20 protein-coding genes and 2 rRNA genes are annotated in these 23672 nt (G+C 32.1%); 13 read left to right on the top strand and 9 right to left on the bottom strand.

The window, feature by feature from the left end:
* Positions 1-145 precede the first annotated feature (145 nt).
* The 8 genes from NPA09_RS02885 (at position 146) to NPA09_RS02850 (ending at position 4662) form a co-directional block, all read left to right on the top strand.
* Positions 146-625 carry a hypothetical protein gene (locus NPA09_RS02885; RefSeq protein WP_129723032.1) on the top strand — a complete coding sequence of 160 codons (480 nt, stop codon included), beginning with the start codon at positions 146-148 and terminating at the stop codon, positions 623-625.
* A 192-nt stretch (positions 626-817) separates the two neighbouring features.
* On the top strand, positions 818-2038 hold the full coding sequence (cysS, locus tag NPA09_RS02880) for a cysteine--tRNA ligase (RefSeq protein ID WP_129723034.1): 1221 nt from the start codon (positions 818-820) through the stop codon (positions 2036-2038).
* Entirely contained in the window at positions 2039-2734 is a 696-nt protein-coding gene (rlmB, locus tag NPA09_RS02875) for a 23S rRNA (guanosine(2251)-2'-O)-methyltransferase RlmB (RefSeq protein WP_129723036.1), read from the top strand. It begins immediately after the preceding gene.
* The gene (locus tag NPA09_RS02870; RefSeq protein WP_129723038.1) at positions 2706-3293 is read left to right on the top strand and encodes a hypothetical protein; all 588 of its coding nucleotides are present in this window, start codon (positions 2706-2708) and stop codon (positions 3291-3293) included. The genes rlmB and NPA09_RS02870 overlap by 29 nt, the downstream gene beginning before the upstream one ends.
* Positions 3294-3332: 39 nt before the next feature.
* Positions 3333-3476 carry a 50S ribosomal protein L33 gene (rpmG, locus tag NPA09_RS02865; RefSeq protein ID WP_129723040.1) on the top strand — a complete coding sequence of 48 codons (144 nt, stop codon included), beginning with the start codon at positions 3333-3335 and terminating at the stop codon, positions 3474-3476.
* Positions 3476-3694 carry a preprotein translocase subunit SecE gene (gene secE, locus NPA09_RS02860; protein WP_129723042.1) on the top strand — a complete coding sequence of 73 codons (219 nt, stop codon included), beginning with the start codon at positions 3476-3478 and terminating at the stop codon, positions 3692-3694. Before rpmG ends, secE begins: the two co-directional genes overlap by 1 nt.
* A complete protein-coding gene (nusG, locus tag NPA09_RS02855) occupies positions 3694-4266 on the top strand; it encodes a transcription termination/antitermination protein NusG (protein WP_129723044.1) in 573 nt (190 codons plus the stop codon). Before secE ends, nusG begins: the two co-directional genes overlap by 1 nt.
* Positions 4267-4272: 6 nt before the next feature.
* Positions 4273-4662 carry a hypothetical protein gene (locus NPA09_RS02850; RefSeq protein WP_129723046.1) on the top strand — a complete coding sequence of 130 codons (390 nt, stop codon included), beginning with the start codon at positions 4273-4275 and terminating at the stop codon, positions 4660-4662.
* Here NPA09_RS02850 and NPA09_RS02845 read toward each other — a convergent pair.
* Entirely contained in the window at positions 4621-5055 is a 435-nt protein-coding gene (locus NPA09_RS02845; protein ID WP_129723048.1) for a hypothetical protein, read from the bottom strand. The two genes, NPA09_RS02850 and NPA09_RS02845, sit on opposite strands and share 42 nt — an antisense overlap.
* A gap of 81 nt (positions 5056-5136) precedes the next feature.
* Between NPA09_RS02845 and prfA the strand changes: the two genes are divergently transcribed.
* From prfA to NPA09_RS02825, 4 genes are all read left to right on the top strand, one after another.
* A complete protein-coding gene (prfA, locus tag NPA09_RS02840) occupies positions 5137-6213 on the top strand; it encodes a peptide chain release factor 1 (RefSeq protein WP_129723050.1) in 1077 nt (358 codons plus the stop codon).
* Positions 6213-6935, top strand: a complete 723-nt coding sequence (prmC, locus tag NPA09_RS02835; RefSeq protein WP_129723052.1) for a peptide chain release factor N(5)-glutamine methyltransferase — start codon at positions 6213-6215, stop codon at positions 6933-6935. The genes prfA and prmC overlap by 1 nt, the downstream gene beginning before the upstream one ends.
* 190 nt (positions 6936-7125) lie before the next feature.
* Positions 7126-8642 (top strand): 16S ribosomal RNA (locus NPA09_RS02830).
* A 293-nt stretch (positions 8643-8935) separates the two neighbouring features.
* Positions 8936-11826, top strand: a 23S ribosomal RNA gene (locus tag NPA09_RS02825).
* The 16S and 23S rRNA genes sit together here, the layout of an rRNA operon.
* Positions 11827-12009: 183 nt before the next feature.
* Here the strand turns inward: NPA09_RS02825 and NPA09_RS02820 are convergent.
* From NPA09_RS02820 to NPA09_RS02795, 6 genes are all read right to left on the bottom strand, one after another.
* Positions 12010-13143 (bottom strand): hypothetical protein, encoded by a 1134-nt coding sequence (locus tag NPA09_RS02820; RefSeq protein WP_256541820.1) that lies wholly within the window; start codon positions 13141-13143, stop codon positions 12010-12012.
* A 1-nt stretch (position 13144) separates the two neighbouring features.
* Positions 13145-14689 (bottom strand): N-6 DNA methylase, encoded by a 1545-nt coding sequence (locus NPA09_RS02815; RefSeq protein ID WP_129723053.1) that lies wholly within the window; start codon positions 14687-14689, stop codon positions 13145-13147.
* Between the two features lie 210 nt (positions 14690-14899).
* The gene (gene mf1 / locus NPA09_RS02810) at positions 14900-15655 is read right to left on the bottom strand and encodes a diacylglycerol cholinephosphotransferase Mf1 (protein ID WP_129723055.1); all 756 of its coding nucleotides are present in this window, start codon (positions 15653-15655) and stop codon (positions 14900-14902) included.
* Between the two features lie 7 nt (positions 15656-15662).
* The gene (locus tag NPA09_RS02805) at positions 15663-17399 is read right to left on the bottom strand and encodes an aminotransferase class I/II-fold pyridoxal phosphate-dependent enzyme (RefSeq protein WP_256541819.1); all 1737 of its coding nucleotides are present in this window, start codon (positions 17397-17399) and stop codon (positions 15663-15665) included.
* 81 nt (positions 17400-17480) lie between these two features.
* Positions 17481-18524 carry a DUF1015 family protein gene (locus tag NPA09_RS02800; protein ID WP_129723059.1) on the bottom strand — a complete coding sequence of 348 codons (1044 nt, stop codon included), beginning with the start codon at positions 18522-18524 and terminating at the stop codon, positions 17481-17483.
* Between the two features lie 331 nt (positions 18525-18855).
* Positions 18856-20223 (bottom strand): HAD family acid phosphatase, encoded by a 1368-nt coding sequence (locus NPA09_RS02795; protein WP_129723061.1) that lies wholly within the window; start codon positions 20221-20223, stop codon positions 18856-18858.
* 181 nt (positions 20224-20404) lie between these two features.
* On the opposite strand from NPA09_RS02795, the gene NPA09_RS02790 reads away from it, so the two are divergent.
* Positions 20405-21112 (top strand): purine-nucleoside phosphorylase, encoded by a 708-nt coding sequence (locus tag NPA09_RS02790; protein WP_129723063.1) that lies wholly within the window; start codon positions 20405-20407, stop codon positions 21110-21112.
* A 27-nt stretch (positions 21113-21139) separates the two neighbouring features.
* Here the strand turns inward: NPA09_RS02790 and NPA09_RS02785 are convergent, their stop codons facing one another.
* Both NPA09_RS02785 and NPA09_RS02780 read right to left on the bottom strand, forming a co-directional pair.
* Complete coding sequence (locus NPA09_RS02785; protein ID WP_129723065.1) at positions 21140-21832, bottom strand: hypothetical protein; 693 nt, start codon at positions 21830-21832, stop codon at positions 21140-21142.
* The gene (locus tag NPA09_RS02780) at positions 21805-23487 is read right to left on the bottom strand and encodes a glycosyltransferase family 2 protein (RefSeq protein WP_256541818.1); all 1683 of its coding nucleotides are present in this window, start codon (positions 23485-23487) and stop codon (positions 21805-21807) included. The genes NPA09_RS02785 and NPA09_RS02780 overlap by 28 nt, the downstream gene beginning before the upstream one ends.
* Between the last annotated feature and the right edge of the window lie 185 nt (positions 23488-23672).

The raw sequence follows: 23672 nt of genomic DNA, 5'->3' as shown, positions 1-23672 counted from the left end.
TTTAACTTATTAATTTAGGCATCAAAAACAAATTTGTTTTACTATGAAAAAATGGCAGCTTTTCATATTTTTTTATTTTTTTAGTGTTTTTCACCCCTCCAGAATACATATATAAGTGGTTATAAAAAAAGAAAGGGGGTGATCTATGCCCAAAAATGAAAATGCACTTTATAATTTAATTAAAGATGCAACCAAACTAACCAAGAAGGAGGTAATGTCTATTTTAAAACTTTACTCGGATGTTGATATGTTTCAAATGATGTTTGAAAATGAACCTAATATCCTTTGATTAATTGCAAGAATAGATCAAAATAATATGAAACAAAAAATAGAAAATGACAAATTTAAACAAATAGATCAGAAATTTGATCAAATTGATAAGAGATTTGATAGCTTTGAAACGAGATTTGAAGAAAAGTTTGAGACACTTACTAAAACCCTCCTTGGTGCAATTGCTGGAGTTGAAACTAGATTATCAAACAGATTAGATAAACTTGAAAAAGATGTTGCCGAACTCAAAACAGATGTCGCACAACTCAAAACAGATGTCGCACAACTCAAAACAGATGTTTCCATTCTTCAATCTGATGTTTTAGTTCTTAAATCATTTCATAATGTTAACTAGTTTTATAAATTAAATAACAAAAATTGCTCTATCAAGAGTGTTTTTTGTTTTTGCGTAATTAATTTCTTTGTTTTGAGAAAAAAGCGTTAATTATATCAGTTTAAAAAAATGAAGCAGCTAGGAAAAAACGGCGATTTTTCCTAAAAAAGTTTTTTGCCAGTTTTTGCTTTCTTATTTATATATAATTAAGTAATGAAGAAAATTTATGTGTGCGGACCAACAGTTTATTCAAATGTGCATATTGGTAATCTACGACCAATCATTTCTTTTGATTTTGTATTAAAAGCGTACCAGTATCTTGATATTGAATATGAATTTGTTCATAATATTACTGATATCGACGACAAAATTATTAATCGCGCTATTGAGGAAAATACTACTGAAGAAAAAATTAGTAAAAAGTATGCCTTTAGCTATTTAAAATTACTTAAAAAACTACATATTTCTACAATTACAAAAATAGAAAAAGTTACAAGAAATATGGATGTTTTGATTGATTTTATTCGTAATCTTGTTTATAACGGCTTTGCTTATCAGGTTGCTGATGGGGTTCTTTATAATACTGCATTAAATAAAACTTATGGTTCACTTTCAAATGTTAAGGCCGAATTTATGAAAGAAAATGAAGAGGCTAGCGAATTTAAGACTAATCCACAAGACTTTTATCTTTGAAAAAATACAACAAAAGGAATTAAATATCAATCTCCTTGAGGAAAGGGTCGCCCTGGTTGACACACAGAGTGTTGTGCTTTAGTATACAAAAATTTTGGCCCAGAATCAATTGATATCCATGGTGGTGGAATTGATTTAATTTTCCCGCATCATGAGAACGAAAACGCTCAATTTTACAGTTTATTTAAGCAAAACTTAGCTAAAGAATGAAAATATTCCGGCCAAATAAATATTAATAAAGTTAAGATGTCTAAGTCGCTTGGAAACATTATTACGGCAGCAGATTTTATAAAAAAATATGGGGCAGATTTTTTTCGGATTTTCATCTTAAATCATAATTTTTCTTCTGAAATTAATGTTAGTGATGAGACTATTAAAAACGCTGAGGCAATGCTGAAAAAATACAAAAGAGTTTATCATAAATTTGCAATTAAAAAACCCGATGCTTTAAATGAAGATAAAGTTAAGAAAGTAATGGAATATTTAGCAAATTTTGACTTTCATCACGCTTTATTTGAAATCGATAATCTTATCAAAGATGTTAATAAAAATATAGAAGTCGACGAGAATATTAGTAGTTTAGCAAAAATTTTTGATGTTTTAAAATTTGATTTTATTGAAAATCATTTTAAAGAAAATATTGAAGAAATTTATTGAAATTATCAAGAAAAAATAAAAAATAAGGATTTTAAAAGAGCGGATAAAATTCGAGAAAAATTATTGGAAAAAGGGTGAATATAAATGGATAATAATTTTTATGTTGTCGGAAAAAATTCAGTACTAGATGCCATCGAAAATAATTATCCAATTATTGAAATTTACATTGATTCTGCAAGCAAAAAAATCGCAAATTATGGCAAATGTAAAGTAGTTGGCAAAGAGTTTTTTAATGCATTTTCTAATCTTAATCACCAAGGTTATGTAGCAAAAATTAAACCTCCATCTATTTATGAAATTGATGTAATTAAAAAAGAAAAACCTGAGCAAATTTTAGTGTTAGATCATATTCAAGATGTTGGTAATTTTGGAGCGATTTTACGTAGTGCAAATGCTTTTAAATTTGACTATGTTATTTTCCCAAAAGATCGTTGTGCAAAATTAACTCCCCAAGTTTTAAAAATTTCATCAGGCGGGTTTGTTAATACTAAATTCATACAAGTGGCAAATATATCTGCTGCCCTAAATTATTTAAAAGAACAAGGTTATTGGATTTATGTATCGGCACTAGAAAAAAAATCGGTTTCAATAAAAAAGACAGATTTTACAAAACCACTCGTTTTAGTAATCGGGAATGAGGCTAAGGGGTGTTCGTTGCCAGTAATTAATCAAGCCGATGTTTTAGTTCATATTGATATGTTTGGTAGCGTACAATCATTAAATGCCTCAGTGGCTGCTGGAGTTTTGATGTATGAAGTTACACGAAGATCAAATAACTAATATTTTTCACTATCACGAACTTAAAAAGATGTCTGCTAACCAACAAGTGCGCTATGTTTATAAATGATTGTACGAACCGCTTGTTACTTATGCTAATTACCTTCTTAAATATAAGTATCGTACTCATCTTGATGTTGCTGATTTAATTAACGTTTTTCTTTTATCAATTCCGGCTGCAATTGGTCGATACCGGATTGACTATAAAACAAAAACAACCCTTCGCAATTTCCTAATTGTGACAATGATGTCCAATATGCGCAACACTTGTCGTTCTTTCTTTCAAGGTAACAATGGATTTAACTATCAACTTATTTCGTATAACGATGAATTAGCTGACCAAACCACTCTAATGTTAGATGTAAACAACGAATTTAATTTCAGCAATGCGGACATTGTTTTATTTATTAGTCGTCTTAAAGGATTTACAAATTTGGAAAAACAAATTATTTTATATACGCTTCGCGGTGTTGAAAAGAAAGATTTGCCACTCACTATGGGTATCACACCACAAAAATTTCGTTCGGCTTTAGCGCGTTTATACCCTAAATTAAAAAGTTAATGTGTAATTAATAATGTTATAGTATTATATATACAGCATATGTCAAAAAAGAAAATACCACTTGCATGTGAAGTATGTAAAATCAGAAATTACACGACATTTAAAACTACAAATGATCGTTTAGAAATTAAAAAATTTTGTAAACAATGCAATATGCATACAATTCACAAGGAAGAAAAATAATGGAAGAACAAGAAAAAAAGATTGAAAAACCTAAAAAAGAAAAGAAGTATTATCTTCGTAAGTTTTTTAAAGATGTAAAAATGATACGATGACCAGACGCAAAACAAACACGAACTTCGTTTATTATCGTAATTATTTTTTCAATTATTTTTGTGCTTGTGGTTTTACTTTTAATGACATTAATTGGATTGGCGTTTAGCGGAATGGGAGTTAATTAATGGAAACACAATGATATATGGTTTCGACAATGACTGGAAAAGAAGATAAAGTTTACGAGTCGTTGCAAAACAGAATTGTTTCAGAGGGGATTGATGATGTTATTGAAGCAATTCATATTTTTAAAGAACCAAGAATAACTAAAAAAGAGTTAGAAAAACGTGATCGTGGTGAAGAATACAAGGTAAAAATGGCAAACATGTATAGCGGTTACATTTTTATTAAAATGGAAATGACTGATAAAGCTTGATTTGTTATTAGAAATACTCAGTACGTAACTGGTTTGATTGGTTCGAGCGGTAAAGGGGCAAAACCAACTCCTGTTTCACCTAAAGAAATGGAACGTATGTTCAATAAAGAAAGAGAAATTAATGATAATTTTGCTAAAGGAATTATCACTTCGCCTTTTATTGTTGGAGCATATGTTGAAATTATCTCTGGCCCATTTGAAGGTCAACAAATGAAAATTACTAAGTGTGATAACGTTTTAAAAAAGGTGACTGGAAATGTTGAAATTTTTGGAAAACTCCAGCCACAAGAATTTGATTTTTCGCAAATCAAATTAACCGAGTAGGTAACTATGTATGATAAAAAGAAGCTACTTATAATTTTCATTATTAATAGCTTAGTAGTAATTTTGCTTGCGATAGGTTTATTTGCTGGGGTGATTGCGTTACAGATAATTCAAAAGAAATATGGACCAGTTTCGATTGGACTTTTTGTTTCTATGTTAGTTATTGTTACCGTGTTTAGAATTGTCATTGTTTATTTTTATCAAAAACAACTAGCAGTTTATTTGGCAAATATGTACATCGAGACCAAGAAAAAAATATATCGTTTTCTTTTATGGTACATCACGCCATTGCAATTCTCAAGTATTATTGATGAAGAAATATTAAAAGTGCGACACGCGCACCGCACGCAAGTTTTAAGCAAAACTAAGGATAAGAGCGGCGATAACCAACAATAATGATTCAACTAATAAAATGTAAAATACAAAGTTAGATTTGTATTTTTCTTTTTGTTTTGGTTGTTCTTTTTCAAGTAACTTTAATTCTTCGGGCGAAGGAGCGCCATATTTTTTATTAAAACGCTCCTGTTTTTCTTTGTTATTAATTTTAATTTTAGCGATAATGTTTGCCATAAACCCAAGTTTGAAAATAGCGATAATTAGCATAATACCCAAATCAACAAAACTAACAATCGTTAGCGCATCACCGATACGTTTTTCGTTTTTTGGTCCAAAAAACCAAGAAAGCAAAAATAAAGCAGTACTAAAGGCTTGAAAAACTAAAAACTTGATTAGGTTGCTTCAAGTCATGTTGGCACGTAAATATTCAGTAAATGTTAATCGTGAGTTCATAGTATTTATAATTATATATAACGCGGGCGTATTACTTATTTTAATTATATAAGTCGAGCAAAATATGTAATAATTGTATTTATGAAAAAAGCAATGTATGACTCACTTCTTAAAATTAAAGATAAATATTTACAAATTGAACTTGATTTGCAAAAGCCGGAAGTAATTAATGAAATTTCTAAATTTAATGTTTTAAATAAGGAACTAAATAATATCCGGCCAGTTTTTCTTAAATTTGTTGAGTACCAACGTTATGAAGAAAATTTAAAAAACGCTAAATTAATGTTACAAGAAGACGATGTTGAGCTAGTTGAAATGGCAAAGATTGAAATTGTTGAAGCTGAAGAAAAAATGCCAAATATTATCGAAGAGTTAAAAATTTTACTTTTACCAAAAGATGAAAATGATGATAAAAACGTGATTATGGAAATTCGGGGCGCCGCTGGCGGTGACGAAGCCAATATTTTTGCTGGCGACCTTTATCGTATGTATACAAAATGGGCCGCAAGTAATGGGATGCGAACATCTTTAATCGAACAAAACGCTACAAGTAGTGGGGGTTTTAGTATTATTGCTTTTAAAGTTAATGGTGAAAATGCGTATTCAAAATTAAAGTTTGAATCTGGTGTACATCGTGTGCAACGGATTCCGGTAACGGAAACGCAGGGGCGTGTGCATACATCAACTGCAACTGTTACTGTGATGCCAGAAATTGATGAAACAATTGATATTGAAATTAATGCCAAGGATTTAAAAATTGATACATTTCGTTCCTCGGGTGCTGGAGGGCAATCAGTTAACACAACCGATAGCGCTGTGCGAATTACCCATATTCCAACCGGGATTGTTGTTACTAGTCAAGAAGGTCGTAGCCAAATTGGTAACAAAGAAATTGCTATGGGCTTTTTAAAAGCCAAGTTATATGATTTAGAATTACAAAAAAAACAAGCTGAAGAAACGGGATATCGCGCCCTTGCTGGACATGGTGATCGTAGCGAAAAAATTAGAACTTACAATTATCCACAAGACCGTGTTACCGATCACCGAATCGGGTTTTCAACTTCACTTAAGCAAGTAGTAGAAGGAAAATTAGATCCAATTATTGATTCGTTAATTGCGTTTGAACAAGCACAGCGTCTAGAAAAGTCTGGTTTATAATGGCAACAAAAGATGATTTGCTTTTAGAAAAACGTCGTTACAACCTAAAAGAAAGTGTGAGTGATGAAGAGCTTAAAAAATTAAAAACTGGCATGCCCGTGCAAAAAATTATGGGATATGTTGAGTTTTTTGAAACTATTATTAATATTAATCACGAAGTTTTAATTCCACGCTATGAAACAGAGGAGCTCGTTAATTTATTTTATTTAAATGAGCGCGCGTATATTTATAATAATGGCGCCAATATTCTTGATCTATGTGCTGGCAGTGGCTGTATTGGTTTGAGTTTGAAAAATAATTTTCAAGCAAGTGTCAATGTAACTTTAAGCGATGTTGATAAAGAAGCGATCGCCCAAATAAATGAAAATGCTGCCGCACTTAAACTTGATGTTGAAGTTCTTTCTTCAGATTTATTTACAGATATTAAGGGAAAGTTTGATTATATTATTTCTAACCCACCATATATTTCAGCTAATGAAGTGCTTGATTCTAGTGTTTTAGATTTTGAACCACATCATGCTTTATTTGCTAAAGATGATGGTTATTATTTTTACGAACAAATTTTTAAGCATTATAAATCATTTTTGAAACCTGGCGGAAAGGTTTATTTAGAAATTTCGCCCCATATATATAAATTAATAAAGAAAAAAAACCCGAATCTTAATATTGAATTCTTCAAAGATATTAATGAAAAATGACGTTTTGCGATTATAAGCAATTAAAATCGGCGTAAAAGTGCTGATTTTTATGTATTTTTGCGCTTTTTTAAAAAAGATGAAAAAAATTAAAAAATTTTAAATATTTTTTTAAAAAGTGTGTATATAATTAAAAGGCTAACATTTTCAGCACAGACTTTCTATGTGCGGTTAGCAGTAGTTCTTTGAAAACTGGATATAAAAATCATAACAGTCAATTTTTGAGAGTTTGATCCTGGCTCAGGATGAACGCTGGCTGTGTGCCTAATACATGCATGTCGAGCGAGGTGCTTGCACCTAGCGGCGAATGGGTGAGTAACACGTACTTAACATACCTTATAGTTTGGGATAACGTTTGGAAACAGGCGCTAATACCGAATATCTGTTTTTATCGCATGATGAAAACATGAAAGGAGCTTCTGGCTTCGCTATTGGATTGGGGTGCGGAATATTAGTTAGTTGGTGGGGTAATGGCTCACCAAGACGATGATATTTAGCCGGGTTGAGAGACCGACCGGCCACACTGGGACTGAGATACGGCCCAGACTCCTACGGGAGGCAGCAGTAGGGAATATTCCACAATGAGCGAAAGCTTGATGGAGCGACACAGCGTGAACGATGAAGCCCTTCGGGGTGTAAAGTTCTGTTATAAGAGAAGAAAAAACTAGGGAGGAAATGCCTTAGTCTTGACGGTATCTTATCAGAAAGTGACGGCTAACTATGTGCCAGCAGCCGCGGTAATACATAGGTCACGAGCGTTATCCGAAATTATTGGGCGTAAAGCGTCCGTAGGTTGTTTGTTAAGTCTGACGTTAAATCTTGGGGCTCAACCCCATTCCGCGTTGGATACTGGCAAGCTAGAGTTATATAGAGGTTAGTGGAATTCAATGTGAAGCGGTGGAATGCGTAGATATATTGAAGAACACCAATGGCGAAGGCAGCTAACTGGGTATAAACTGACACTGAGGGACGAAAGCGTGGGGAGCAAACAGGATTAGATACCCTGGTAGTCCACGCCGTAAACGATGATCATTAGTTGGTGGCAAAGTCACTAACACAGCTAACGCATTAAATGATCCGCCTGAGTAGTATGCTCGCAAGAGTGAAACTTAAAGGAATTGACGGGGATCCGCACAAGCGGTGGAGCATGTGGTTTAATTTGAAGATACGCGTAGAACCTTACCCACACTTGACATCTTCTGCAATGCTATAGAGATATAGTGGAGGTTAACAGAATGACAGGTGGTGCATGGTTGTCGTCAGCTCGTGTCGTGAGATGTTTGGTTAAGTCCTGCAACGAGCGCAACCCTTATCATTATTTACCATCATTTAGTTGGGGACTATAATGAGACTGCCCGAGTAATCGGGAGGAAGGTGGGGACGACGTCAAATCATCATGCCTCTTACGTGTGGGGCAACACACGTGCTACAATGGTCGATACAAAGAGAAGCAACCCGGCGACGGTGAGCAAACCTCAAAAAATCGATCTCAGTTCGGATTGGAGTCTGCAACTCGACTCCATGAAGTCGGAATCGCTAGTAATCGTAGGTCAGCTATACTACGGTGAATACGTTCTCGGATCTTGTACACACCGCCCGTCACACCATGGGAGCTGGAAATGCCCGAAGCCGGTTAGTTAACTTCGGAGGCAACTGTCTAAGGCAGGTCCGGTGACTGGGGTGAAGTCGTAACAAGGTATCCCTACGAGAACGTGGGGATGGATCACCTCCTTTCTACGGAGAGTACATATTTTTGTTATATTGGCATTAACCAAATCTTAAATTGCCCAAACTTTTGCAATTTAAGTCTGTTATGAGCAATTTGCCAAGATTGTTTTATATCTAGTTTTGAGAGTTCTACTCTCAATTAGTTCTTTGAAAACTGAATATATCAATATGAAAAGACATCAAATCTAAAATTAAGTTTTTATAAGTTTTTATAAAAAATGGTTTTATCGAGTTTTAAAAAATGAAAAGATTCATTTAAATGTCTTAAAATACTTGAACAATAGGAACATACTATTTAATATTAAATAAGTAAGAGTTTGTGGTGGATGCCTTGGGTCTGAAAGTCGATGAAGGACGTGATAACCTGCGATAAGCCTCGTGGAGCTGGAAATACGCTTTGAAACGGGGATCTCCGAATGGGGTAACCTAACTAGACTAATCCCTAGTTGGTAATTAGTGAATACATAGCTAATTATGCGAAACACCTTGTGAACTGAAACATCTTAGTAGCAAGAGGAAGAGAAAATAAATAATGATTCCATCAGTAGCGGCGAGCGAAAGTGGAAGAGCCCAAACCATTAAAATTAATGGGGTTGTAGGACAATCTACATAGAGTTACAAATCTTACAGATAGCAGAATAAATTGGAAAGTTTAGGCATAGAGGGTGATACTCCCGTATGCGAAATCTGTAGGACTCTTGGTTGTATCCTGAGTAGGGCGGGGCACGTGGAACCCTGTCTGAATCTGCCGGGACCACCCGGTAAGGCTAAATACTAATCAGACACCGATAGCGAACTAGTACCGTGAGGGAAAGGTGAAAAGAACCCTGAAAAGGGAGTGAAATAGATTCTGAAACCACTTACTTACAATTAGTCAGAGCCCGTTAATGGGTGATGGCGTACATCTTGCAGTATGGACCGGCGAGTTATGCTAACATGCAAGGCTAAGTGGAAAAAAGCGGAGCCGAAGAGAAATCGAGTCTTAATAGGGCGACTAGTATGTTGGTATAAACCCGAAACCAGGTGATCTATTCATGAGCAGGCTGAAGCTGTGGTAATACACAGTGGAGGGCCGAACCGTAGTACGCTAAAAAGTGCCCGGATGACTTGTGAATAGCGGTGAAATTCCAATCGAACCTGGAGATAGCTGGTTCTCCTCGAAATAGCTTTAGGGCTAGCGTGTAGTGTTAAGTGGTGGTGGTAAAGCACTGAATGTGGAATGGCGGCGCCTAGCTGTACTGACTACAATTAAACTCTGAATACCATCATGTATTACTATGCAGTCGGAACATCGGTGATAACGTCGATGCTCGCGAGGGCAACAACCCAGATCGCCGGCTAAGGTCCCAAAATTATGTTAAGTCAGAAAGGTTGTGAGGTTTCTCAAACAACTAGGATGTTGGCTTAGAAGCAGCCACCATTTAAAGAGTGCGTAATAGCTCACTAGTCAAGAGACCTTGCGCCGATAATGTAATGGGAGTAAACATAATACCGAAGCCGCGGGTAAGAAATTACGTTAGAGGAGCGTTCCAAGGGCACTGAAGCTAGACCGTGAGGACTGGTGGAGCGCTTGGAAGTGAGAATGCCGGTATGAGTAACGATTGGGAGTGAGAATCTCCCACGCCTATTGGGGAAGGTTTCCTGGGCAAGGTTCGTCCACCCAGGGTTAGTCAGGACCTAAGGCGAGGCAGACATGCGTAGTCGATGGACAACAGGTTAATATTCCTGTACTTGCTGTGGTTATGATGGAGTGACGAAGAAGGATAGTTTTACCAGTTATTGGATTCTGGGGTAAATAATGAGTGGTCAGTGTTGGCAAATCCGCACTGTATAACCATGGGTTATGATGCATAGGGAAAGCGCAAGCAACTACTGAATTAAACGATTTCATGCTTCCGAGAAAAGCTTCTAAGTTTAAACCACGGTGACCTGTACCGAGAACGGACACACGTCCCCAAGATGAGTATTCTAAGGCGAGCGAGAAAACTAGTGTTAAGGAACTCTGCAAAATGACCCCGTAAGTTCGCAAGAAGGGGAGCCTATCTTTGATAGGCCACAGTAAATTGTGAGGGGCGACTGTTTATCAAAAACACAACTCTCTGCCAAAGCGCAAGCTGAAGTATAGGGGGTGAAGCCTGCCCAGTGCCCGAAGGTTAAGCGGACTTGTTAGCTCACGCGAAGCAAGAAAGTGAAGCCCGGGTGAACGGCGGCCGTAACTATAACGGTCCTAAGGTAGCGAAATTCCTTGTCGGCTAAATACTGACCTGCACGAAAGGCGCAACGATCTCTCAACTGTCTCAACACTAGACTCGGTGAAATTATGGTCCCAGTGAAAACGCTGGGTACCCGCATCAAGACGAAAAGACCCCGTGGAGCTTTACTACAACTTCGTATTGGAATTTGGTTTAACATGTGTAGGATAGGTGGGAGACTTTGAAGCTGGGACGCTAGTAACAGTGGAGTCAACCTTGAAATACCACCCTTGTTAAATTGAGTTTCTAACTTGCAACCCTTATCTGGTTGGAGGACAGTGCGTGGTGGGTAGTTTGACTGGGGCGGTCGCCTCCTAAAAGGTAACGGAGGCGTTCAAAGTTACACTCAGTACGGTCAGAAACCGTATGTAGAGCGCAAAGGTAAAAGTGTGATTGACTGTGAGACCTACAAGTCGAGCAGGTGCGAAAGCAGGACTTAGTGATCCGGCGGTTCTTTGTGGAAAGGCCGTCGCTCAACGGATAAAAGCTACCCCGGGGATAACAGGCTTATCTTCCCCAAGAGATCACATCGACGGGAAGGTTTGGCACCTCGATGTCGGCTCATCGCATCCTGGAGGTGAAGTCGCTTCCAAGGGTTGGGCTGTTCGCCCATTAAAGCGGTACGCGAGCTGGGTTCAGAACGTCGTGAGACAGTTCGGTCCCTATCTGATGTGGGCGTTTGGAATATTGATGAGAGCTGCTCTTAGTACGAGAGGACCGGAGTGGACGTACCACTGGTGCTCCAGTTGTTTCGCCAGAAGCATAGCTGGGTAGCCAAGTACGGAAAGGATAACCGCTGAAAGCATCTAAGCGGGAAGCCTCCTCAGAGATTAGTATTCCCTGAGATACCTTATAGACTATGAGGTTGATAGGATGGAGGTGTAAGTGTAGTAATACATTCAGCTGACCATTACTAATTTATCGATTGATTTAATATTATCAAGTATTTTGATGACATTTAAATGAACCATTTTCTTCATTATTGATATCTTCAGTTTTCAGAGAACTAACGCACCAGTTGGTGCTTTTTTTTTGTTATTAAAAAAGAATAAAAAAAATATAAAATACCAACATTAAATACTGATATTTTATTGAAAATTCATATTTATTGTATTTTTAAATTATCATCTAGATAAGATATTATCACGACTTCTATATTCACTTTTAACTCGATCATATTCCAGATCATTAAAGAATATTTTAGCAGTAATTGTTGGTTTTAATTGTCGTACTTTATTTATATTGAAAACTAAATTATTTTCATCTTCTTTAACTTCTTTTTTGTAAACGAAAAAGAATTCGTGTAATTTATACCCTGACACTTGATTCCCGCCACGTTCCTTACGTTCACTTACATTATTTTTTAAAATGTTAACAATGCTATTTAATAACTTTGCTTGCTTTGATTCTAAAATTTCGATTAATTTTTTATTGGTTCAAACTTTATAATGATTTCTACCGGCGGGTCTTATTTCGCTTTCAACTTTTGATGCTCAATTAGTTATTTGTTTACTTGGCAGCATTGTTAGTAAACCATTTTTATCTTCTGTAACGATAAAATCAGAAACGTAATTATTATTTATAGCATACTCAATACTTTCAGTTGAAAAATCGTTGATATTTCTTCCTGCAACCTCAAAAAAATTAAGATTAGTTTTTTCTCTAGCCATTTTATTAAATTGGGGATTTTCTTTTAATCATTTTTCAGTTCAAATTATGTTTCCCTCATCATCATATTTAGGTAGATCGACCTCGCTAGTTTTTGCACCCGGTTCCTTATATTCAATAAAAAACGGATTATTGTCAATGAATAAAATTGCATCTGCAAAATTCGGTCCCCCGGCCTGAATTAAAAAGCAGTTTTGTGAATAATTGGTGTAAATATATCTTGGTGTTATATCATATTCATTGATACAATTTTGAATTTCCCAAGATAAATCGTTCTTATCAATGTCTTCGAATTTTATAAAATAATCTAGATTAAACAGTTCTGCTAAAGATTGTGAATAAACGCATTCACTAAATATTGCTGGTTGAATATTTCTTTTTAATAGTCTGCTTTTGTTTATTTGATCGTAAATAGAAGGGCATTTATTTTTTAAAAACGAAAAATTGACAAGTTCGTCTTTTTTCTTTGATAGATTTCATAAATAATTTCGTTCGTTTTTATTTCAAATTATTTTTAAAGGTTTGTTCGAGTAAAATTTATCAATTATAGTTTGTTGTAATTTTGATATACTATCTTTTTTGTTCATATTAATCCTGATTAAAATACGAGTTTTTATGGATTTTCTCTAAAAGATTAATGTCTAATTTTAAGTCTAAAATCTTTAAAAATCGTTCATTTAAAAGTTTTCTATATTTGATAGGAAACTTGATATTTTCCTGTTTGTTCCCCGCATTCATTTTACTAATCAAAAATTCATTTTCTTTCTCTATCATTTCTTTAGTAATTTTTTTGAAAAAATGAAAATCATCACTTGAAATACTATCAATCGGAATAGGAATTGATTTTAATAAATTAACAGGATATGTTATTCCACCATCATAAATACGTCATCAAAAATAAGCAAGACTAGAGTTTAGTAAGCAATATAAAAGTGAAAAGAAAACCTCGTTTTTGACATTTAATATAATTGAACCGGTTCTATTTAATTTTCTTGAAGAACCAGTTGTATAATATCTGCAAGTATTAGGCACATCAATTACATATGGTGTTTTATCTTGTGTTATTAATTTTTTTAATGTAATTTTTGATAGTTCATTTCATGTTTTAAACACGGTAACAAGCTCTTTATCAATTTTCTTAAAGTATGGGTTTGTTTTATTTACAATTTGAAATGTATCATTTAATTCATTTTCTAATATTTCGCAATTTAGCAATTTATGTCTTTCGTTATTTTTAAAGCGAATTAATGGTGAAATACGAAAACCTTTTCTTGATGATTTAGTAAAAACAGTAATTGCAGCACGAACAGAATTTGCTGTGTTCGAATTAAAAATACCGTGTTTTCGACCATTAAAAATATTACCTGGAACGTTATCGAAACAGATAATAAAACCGCTTCCGAGTTCACTCATACTTTTTCTTAAAGCATAAAATTTTAGACCTGAAACAAAAGTAAAGGGTGTAATGAAGATCGCAGATGTTGCCTCCTTAAAACATTTTTCCATAAATGCTGCATATAGTTCTTTTGATTTTTCGATGTTTTCAGTTACCTCTCAAGATGGGTTTAGTTGCTTAAAAATAGAATAAGGTGGATTTGAAATAACCTTCGCATTTTTTGGCAAGTGAATATTCTTGTCTAAAAAATCCCCTTGAATACAATGGATGTTGTTTTCGTATTGTTTGCCATATTTTAATAAAAGGCTTGTTTTACAAATTTGAATAGCAGTTTTATCAAAGTCGTAAAGATAAATTTTCCCTTCTTTTAATAATTTGTGAGTTTTTTCACCCCCAACAAAATCAAGATAATTCAAAATTAAATTGCCTGTGCCACAACCTACATCACAAATATTTTCACCTAAAGAACTATCTAGTCATTGACTCATTATGTTGCCGATATCATCAGGTGTATAGTATTTTCCTTGTTTTTTCTTATTATTTTTGTTTTCAATTGCTAATGCTATTTCGTATAATTCGCCAAAATTTGATATTTTTAGCAAATCGTTTTCCCCATTTTTGAGCACAAAATTACAAATTTCACTTCAAACATAGTCAATGCCATATTTATTAATAGCCTGTTTATAGGCTTCAAGGGAAAGGTTTTTAATGTCAAAATTATTATTAGAATTTATCATCAGCCCTCCCTGAATAAAAATATGTATATATTTTATTTTACCAAAATTATATATATAATCATTTCTATTACAAAACAAACAACATTAAATGAAAAACTAAGCGGCAATTTGTATAAATTTTGTTAAACAAAAAACAATAAAAATCAACATTAAATATTGATATTTTATTGAAATACGATTTATTTTGTTTTTATAATTTATGCGTAAATATTATTTTTTATTTTTTGGCCTATAGGTGCAAACGTACATATCATACATACCGAAATGTTCGCAATATTTATATTTAATAGGAGTTCTTCAGTTAGGACCATAATTTTTTAAGAAGATTTCTTCTCAGTTGTTAGGAACCCTTACTACTGTGTCTTCGAATTTATGAGTTTTATAATTTTTAAAGTCTATATTATCAAAGATATTACATAATGTATCTTTTTTCATCGGACTAAATATTATGCAGAAAACGTCACCGTTTTTATCATACAAATCATTGTAAGCCTTTTTAAAAGTATATTTTTTTCATCATCTTGTTCAGAAAAATAATACTTTTAAAATGTTTATTCCTCATTGGTATTTGTGTGTTTTTCTATTAATAAAAGTTGCCATTCAACGTAACACCCTCTTTGGCGAGGTATATTTTTTAATATTAGGTTTAGATGTCTTAACAATAACAAAAAGATCTAGAAAAACAGCGTTGATGTTTGTATCATCATCATTTGAAAATTTTGGTATTAATAAAAAATTATTACTATTTTCGTTTGTTTTTATTTTATCTGGGTAGTGTTCGACAAGAAAATCATAAGTTTCTTTTGTAATTACTAAGTCGATATCATCGTCTCAGGGGATAAAACCATTATGTCTAATTGTTCCTAGTAAACTTCCGTAAAAAATTAAATATTCTAGTTGATGTTTGTCAGCAATTTCTACAAATTCTTTAAGTAGATCAAGTGTTCTAATTTGTTTATCTGTCATATTTTCCTTATTTTTTAAAATATTGCTTTATTGCTTTGGTAAAAATTTTGTTATCTATATCATCTCTGACTGCGACACGAATTCATTGTTTTTTGGTATTGGGAATTTTGGGTGTTAAGTCTTTAATGAAAATATCATTTTCGAGCATATCAATACAGATTTGTTTTGATGTACCTTTTAATAATTCTATTGTTACATAGTTAGCTTGTGTTGGGACAACTCTAATTTCCTTAATTGTTTTAAGTTTTGCTAAAAATGTTTGGCGCGACTTTTTGATTTTTTCTAATGCTACTAAGTAATCTTTTTTATATTTTTCGTAAATTTGTAAGTAATATTCGGCAAATGAATTGATGTTTCAAATCGAAACATCTTTTTTAATTTGTTTAATTAATTGTTTATTACTTGAAGCCAATACACCTAATCGAAAACCAGGAATACCATAAGATTTACTAATTGATTTTATAATTACCATATTTTCATAAAGATCTAAATATTCATCAACGATTAAAGTGTTGTCTATTTCGTCTGCAAAATCTGAAAAACTTTCATCATAAATAAAGAAAATATTATTTTTCTTTGCTCATTTTATCAGCTGTAAAACTTCTGTTTTAGGTAAATAATTTCCGGTTGGATTATCAGGGTTGATTAAGACAAATGCTTTGAGTTTTTTATTATCGAAAAAGTTAATAATTGTCTTTGCATCATATGTAAAGTTGTCATTATCAGGGAAATAAGGAACGGGTGTTAATTTTTTAAAACGATTTGGATATTCTTCGAATGTAGGTCGAATAAAACCAACATTACCTTCAAGTGACTCGATTACGGATTTAATTAATTCGGCAGCACCATTACCAACCACAATGTGTTCTTTATTAACGTTAAAAATTTTGGCACATAAATTTGAGTTAACTTCTAAACCAGAAGGGTATTGTCCTACAAGTTCGTTGAAAAGATATTTAATTTCCTCGTTCATTTTTTGTGTTGGGAAATAAGGGTTAACCAAGTAACAAAAGTCTAATAGTTTTGGGTAACGTCAGTAGCCGCCATAGCGTGATTGGAATTTTTCGAGTTTTTCTTCGCCTGTTGCAAAAATTGATTCGGCAATATTTAAATCTTGTTCATCATCAATTTCATATCATTTGTGGTTTTGGTTGATTGGTTGAGCGTAAATATCTTTATTTGTTTTTATAATATCTTTTAAGACATCTTCGTAATAGTGATTTGTTCCATTCTTGTCCATGAATTTTTCTAAAGCAGGAAAATAAATGTTTTTTAAAAATTCTTTGTCAAATTTATAGATATTAACTGTTTTAAAATAATGATTAGCTTTCGCAAAATCAAATGTTTGTTTGTCGATAAATTTTTTAATTGTATTGTTTTTGTTTAATTCGAGACAAGTTCCATCCATTCAGTGAGCGAATTTATCGACTAAAATTAAATTAGAATGCTTATTTTCAATTAATACATCGATCATATTTTCATCAAAAATTAAATCCGATTCTAATAGTAAAATATCATCTGTTATTGCTTCTTTTTTAGTAAGGGCAAGTGAATAAATGTTATTGGTACGATCAAATATTGGGTTTTCTATAAACTCAATATTTGTTTTTATATTTAAGCTATTGATGTATGAGATAAACTCGTTTGCTTTGTAACCAACTACGATTATGATTTTTGAAAGTTGTTTTTTATCAAGAATAGTAAGCATTCTCTCGATTAGTGAAACGCCATTGATTTTAACCATTGATTTAGTTTTATCATTAGTTATTTTTTAAGTCTACTGCCTGTGCCCGCTGCTAAAATTATTGCTTTCATATATAATGTCCTATTTGTATTTTTTAAAAACTAAAAAAGATGGAAATTTTGGCGTAAAACAGGTAGACTTTGGTGGTAATATGTAGTTTTTATTTGCTAAATCAATAAACTGTGAGATTTTTAGTGGTTTCATTTCGATTAAAACATCATTATTTGATAGACGTTTTTTTACATCATGTAAATCATAATCTCTAATAAATTCAACATCATTTAAATTTTGAGTACGGAAGGCTGTTGTGATGATTTGGGTATTAACTTTGTAAACGTCATTATTTCAAAACAAATCATCATCCCCATCTTTTAACTTGACAATAAAAGACTTGTTTTGATATGTTATTCTTACGTGCCCTCTACTTAATGGCATATCATTTTTAATCTCTAAATATTGATTAATAAAACTTTTTGCCATTTCAAAATTGCTTGCATCAACATTTCTGATTAAACGGTGAATTGCTTGAATTTTGACTTGATCAAATGACATAAAACAGGTTAAGATCGTACGTTTATTTTTTGAAAATAAACTTGAATAAAGTCGGTGGTGACCATCGGCTACATACATTGTTTGGATATCTTTAAAATTATCTATAATCTCTTCTGCCGTTTTATCATTAAAGGCATATAGTTCTAAATCTGGAAATGTGTATTTCTCTGTGTATTTATTGCTATCAATAAAAGTTTTTAAATCAATCTTTTTATCGTAGGTAATGAATACAGGATTCGCTTCTGCGTTGTAGTGGTAAATGTTATTAACCATTCCTTGAATGATATTTGGGTAAACAAGTTCATGAGATTTAATGTTGTTATTTTGATATTCTTCCAAACTTAGGTTAGCGATTAGACCATAAGCGTTTTTGTTTTTAAAAAGGTAAACGCAATTGAGATTTTTTTTAATTTCTTCAGCGTTTAATTCCCTCTTTCTTTCTTCAGAAAGGAAAAGAGTCGTTTTATCAAACGCAATTTTATCGTCTTTGATATTTGCCAAACAAATATAATCAGAGTCATAAATGTTTTGTGAAGTGTTTACATAACTTTCTTTAATACATTTGATTTTCATATCATCTCCGAATAATTAAAATTTTTGTGTTATTAATTTATCTAAATATTATAGCATATTAATATCAGTAAAATGGCTGTATACAAGTGCTTTTTTCGCGTTTAATAAATACATTATTTATTAACTAATTTACTTGTGATACGATTTATGACCGTGTTTGTAATAAATAATAATTTTGTTATTAAAGACTTTTGCATTGACTTGATAGCATATTTCTTTAGATAATAAAAAGCCCACAATTACGCGGGCTTTTTATATAAACAAAAATTTATTAATTTGAAGAAAATACGTTGAGAATTTCTTGAAATTTTTATTTTTTTGTTTAGTAATTTTAAATTGAAGGACCTGTTTCGTATTTTTTATCAGCAAGGATTGCTTTTAGTTCTTCATATAGATTCTTGAAGGTATTTTTGTATCCATATGGATCTAGTCAACCGCCATATTCACTATTTCCAGGGATTAAGATATATGCGTTAGGACGATTTGTTACTTCTTCAAGAATGTAGCTTTCACCATCTTTTTTAGCAACTAATGCATTAGCGTTAGTTGTTGTAAATAAGGCTTGTAGTTTTTTATTTTCGGTGTAAATTTTATTTCTTTCATCGTTGGCTTTACCTTTAGATAAACGGTCGAAAAAGTCATTAAAATTATCACCAATTTTCATTAATGTGAGTGTTTTAACTTTATCTCCTGATTTACTATCTTCTTGGCTAAAGTCTCAACCATTTGTGTTTGAATCTGTGCCTTGCATTCTGTCTGTTTTATATACTAATTTACCTAATATATATGCAGCTTTTGAATTGGTTCATGTTCTTCAAGGTTTAGGGCTAAAATCGGTAGTGAACTTAGTTTTCTTTGCAAGTTCTTTAAGTTGAGCTTCACTTAAATTTTTAGTTTTTTCGTCTGAAATATCAGTTTCATTTTCTGCTACATATGGCATTGATCCACGCATTCAGAACTGGAAGTTTTCTACATATTTAACACCAACATTTTTTAGGTTTTGTTTTACTGCTTCAACAACAGCTGTTGATTGATTCATATCTGATTGGTAGATTACTAAACCACCATTTTCTTGAACGTGGTTAATAAAATCAACTGCGCCAGGAACAGCAAATCTTTTTGCTTTAAGGTCGTTAGTTTCCTTCATATCACCGCTATAACCACCATTTAGCATTCCAAACGCTTCAGTGTAGTCATTTTGTAATACAGTTTCATCTATATCCATAAAGACAACAGGGATTGAAAGTCCTGGCGCAGGGTTATCAACTTTTTGGGCTGTATTGAAGTTTTGACTAAAGTCAAACACTGTTTTTGAAGTAGGGTTTGCTTTTAATTCATCGAACGCTTTTGTAGCATAAGCAAATGCTTGTTCTTTACCAATAAGCGATTCCGCTGATTTAATATATCAAACAATTGAGCCAAATTGTGCTGCGTCTTTGTTTAATTCATCAATTAATGTATGAATTTCGTCTTGAGTTAATAATTCTTTTAACGCTTTTGAATTATTCAAGAATTTTTTCTTATCATTTTCATCTAATTTATTGAATTTTTCTTCAATAAATTTAAGCTTTTCGCTTGGGGTTAATTCATCAAAAGTTTTTTCACTTTTCTGTTCAGCAGGGTTGCAACTAATAGCCAAAGGCATTAGAGGTAGTACTGATGCGGTAATTCCGCTTAAAAATAAAATTTTACTTTTCATCATTTTTCCTTTGTGCGCTGAAGTTAGCGCATATATAATTATCCTTTCTTTTATATGCAAAAGTATCTTTTATGCGTTTTAGTATGTGGTTCAGTTTCAGTTATAAAACAAAACTGATACAAAAATTAATCGAATTTGTCATATTATTATTTATGTTAATTATGTTAATTTAAGGAGAAAAATGGCAACACCACATATTGCTTGTGAACCGGGCGAAATTGCAAAAGTAGTTTTAATGCCTGGGGATCCACTGCGTGCCGAATTGATGGCAAAAAAATATTTAAAAGATGTTAAGTTAGTTTCTGCGGTTCGAAATATTTATTTTTATACTGGTTACTATAATGGAAAGAAAATTACCATTGGTGCAAGTGGCATGGGCCCAACATCGATTGGAATTTATGCTTACGAATTATTTAATTTTTATGATGTCGATACAATTGTTCGATTAGGTTCGGCAGGAGCATACTTAGAAGATTTAAGTGTTAAAACACCAGTTCTTGTAACAAGTGCTGTAGCTGATGGTTATGGCTTTGTTGAATTGATGACAGGTAAAAGAACGCTTAAAAACAAACCAGATGCAGAAACACTTACACTTTTAAAAAATAGTGCAAAGAATATGAACGTAAATTTAAGAAACGTTTGTGTGCACACAACAGATGTTTTTTATTCGATTAGACCACTAGAACAAACACTAAAAATTACAAAGAGTGATTGTGTTGATAATGAATGTTTTGCGCTTTTTGCAACAGCGCAAAGATCGAATAAAAAAGCCGCCGCTTTATTATCTATTTCAGAAAATTTAATCACTCACGAGTCGATGACTAGTGATGAAAGATTGAAAGAATTTTCGTTGATGTTCGAGATTGCTCTTAACGCTTTTTGTAAATAAAAAAACTTGCTAATTTAGCAAGTTTTTCTATACATTTTTAAGTAAATTATCAACAAATTCGTTAATTTTTTCTTCATTTTTTAAAAAAATGTAATTAGATATTTTTAGGTGATTTTGATCTAAATTTTCATCAATAAATAAACCAAAACGTATTAATGGATTTTTGAGTTTTGCCTGTAATGCTTTAATTTGATCTTCGATATCATTTTCAAAATTATTTACCATTAATAATCAGCTGTGCATCGGAACGTTTAAATTAGCTGTTAGCAAATCACTAATAAGTTTAAAATCAGGTTTTTCAAAGCAAACTACAGGAGTAATATTTTTATCTAACAATTTTAATATTTTATCTTTAATATCATCTGTTGCAATTAATTGAACATTGTAATTGTTGATGTACTTACTTGTAAATAAGTGTGTTAAATCAGGAATGATTGAATCATATAAAATTGGCAATAGATTATTTTTTAAAACATTGTTAGCATCAAAAAGCGCATTATCAAATACCGCAAAAGTTTCATTGATTTTTTTATTATTAATAACAAATGGCAGCATTGATTTATTAACAATAAAAGTAAATGAAAGCTGATCAATCATTTCGCGTTTAGATTTGTTTTTCTTAAAAAAAGTTTTAACTTTTTTATTAACTGAGCGAATTGTTTTAACCACTTCCTTTTCATCGAATGTGTTTGTTATTGGAATGAATACATATTTTTTCATTTTCTACCTCCTGTATCGCATGTAATGAAATTAAGAAAATTTCTTTCCCGACTCTTTCATGTAAGTGTATTTATATTAGTAAATGATGCAAAAATAATTGAGCTAATTGAACCAAAAATAAATGGTAAGAAAATGAAAATTGATTGTCAAGCAAAATAATAAGATATTAAAACTGAGACGGTTACTAAAATTAAAAAGACTAAAATATCAAGAAAACAATATTTAATGATAGCTCAAAAGCGTAGCTTTTTATTTTCCTTAGGAGTGACAATAAAGCCACTTTTTTTACCAAAGAAGATTGAGATTATTGTTCTTAATGATAAAGTGAAAATTGAAAACATTAGTAGGAAGGATAAAACAAGATAAATTAAGGTTTTGCGAATTCCGATATATTTGCACTGATTTAAAATTTCTTTTAATCAAGGCGCTACCATTAAAAAGATAGAAAAGTATAAGATGATAATCATCTCTTTATAATTATTTGATTTTAGACATACAAGTACTGTGGTGCTAATCAAGAAAAGAAAGCCTAAAATTATTGTTAAATAAACAAGTCCGATTTGGGTAAGAAAGTTTCATCTTTGTCATGCTGGTGCTTTGATGTTGTATTCCTTCTTAAGAATCAGGCTATTAAATTGTAAGTTACCGTTAATGAATTTTGTTTGACGTTTTTTAAAAGCAAAATAATTAACTGGAAAATCTTCCTCACAAATAATATTTGGAGCAAAATAAACAAAGAAATTATTATTAAGTGCTTGAATTGTAAATGCGTTATCCTCAGAAATTAATTCTGGGAATCCGTTTTTCGTTGATTCATAGCATTGGCGCGACACCATTGCGCCATGTCCAAATAATGAAACAATTCCGTATTCATTTTTTGTAACTAGGTTAATTGAGAGCGAAGGAAGGATGAAGTAAGAAAACAGTTTTTGAAAATCGTTCACCCCCCCTTTACCTTTGTGGTTAGCTTGAACAACCCCGACGTTTGTGAAATAATTAAAATATTTAAGGCAAGAAGTAATAAAGTTGCTTGGAATAATTTCGTCCGAATCTAATAAAACAAAATAATCATAATCTGAACGAGTTTTTAAATAATTGTTAATATTTGCGGCTTTATAACCGATGTTAGTTTCTCTTCTAATAACTTTGACATTTGGATATTTAATTTTAAATAAATCAATTTTATCTTTAAATTTTTGTGTTTTGCTGTCATCCAAGATCACAGTTTTGTAATTAAGATAATTTTGTTGCATTGATTTTATTAGTGCTTCTTCGTTAAAATCATCGCAAGTACAGTAAAGCAACAATACTCGCGCATGATCTAAACTAACAGTAGTTTTAGCAATTTTTCTTATTAATTTAGCATTTTTACTTCGATTAATTCAAAAGAATAATCAAAAAACAAAATCTACTATTCCGATGTATCAAAAATAAAACTGGCAGATTGATGCTAAGAAGATAAAGATAACGATTGCGCAAGTTTTGATTTTTTGATTTGAAGTGTAGCTATTAAAATTTCAAAGTAAATCAATTACATTATTAATGGCGAAATAAAGATATAGTGAACTCAAGCATAAGAAAATTAAAACCGCTATTAAATATGCGGTTGGCTTTTTAGTCAACTTTTTACTTTTTGAAATAATTTTTGTTTGCATAATTAATTGTATTTGTTAAAAAAATATAAAGTTATTATATTACTTTTTAATAAAATGTTTTGAATGCATAAAGAAAAAAACGATATTATATTGAACTTAATAATAAGATAAAGATTAAAAACAGGCAAAGTATATGTGCGAGCCTAGTATAATATAACTTATAAATAGTTATATGATACGTTTAC

The organism is Mycoplasmopsis equigenitalium (assembly GCF_024498255.1).
GTDB lineage: Bacteria > Bacillota_I > Bacilli_A > Mycoplasmatales > Metamycoplasmataceae > Mycoplasma_H > Mycoplasma_H equigenitalium.
The sequence above is the reverse complement of the archived record's forward strand: the minus strand, read 5'-3'. Positions and strand labels throughout refer to the sequence as shown.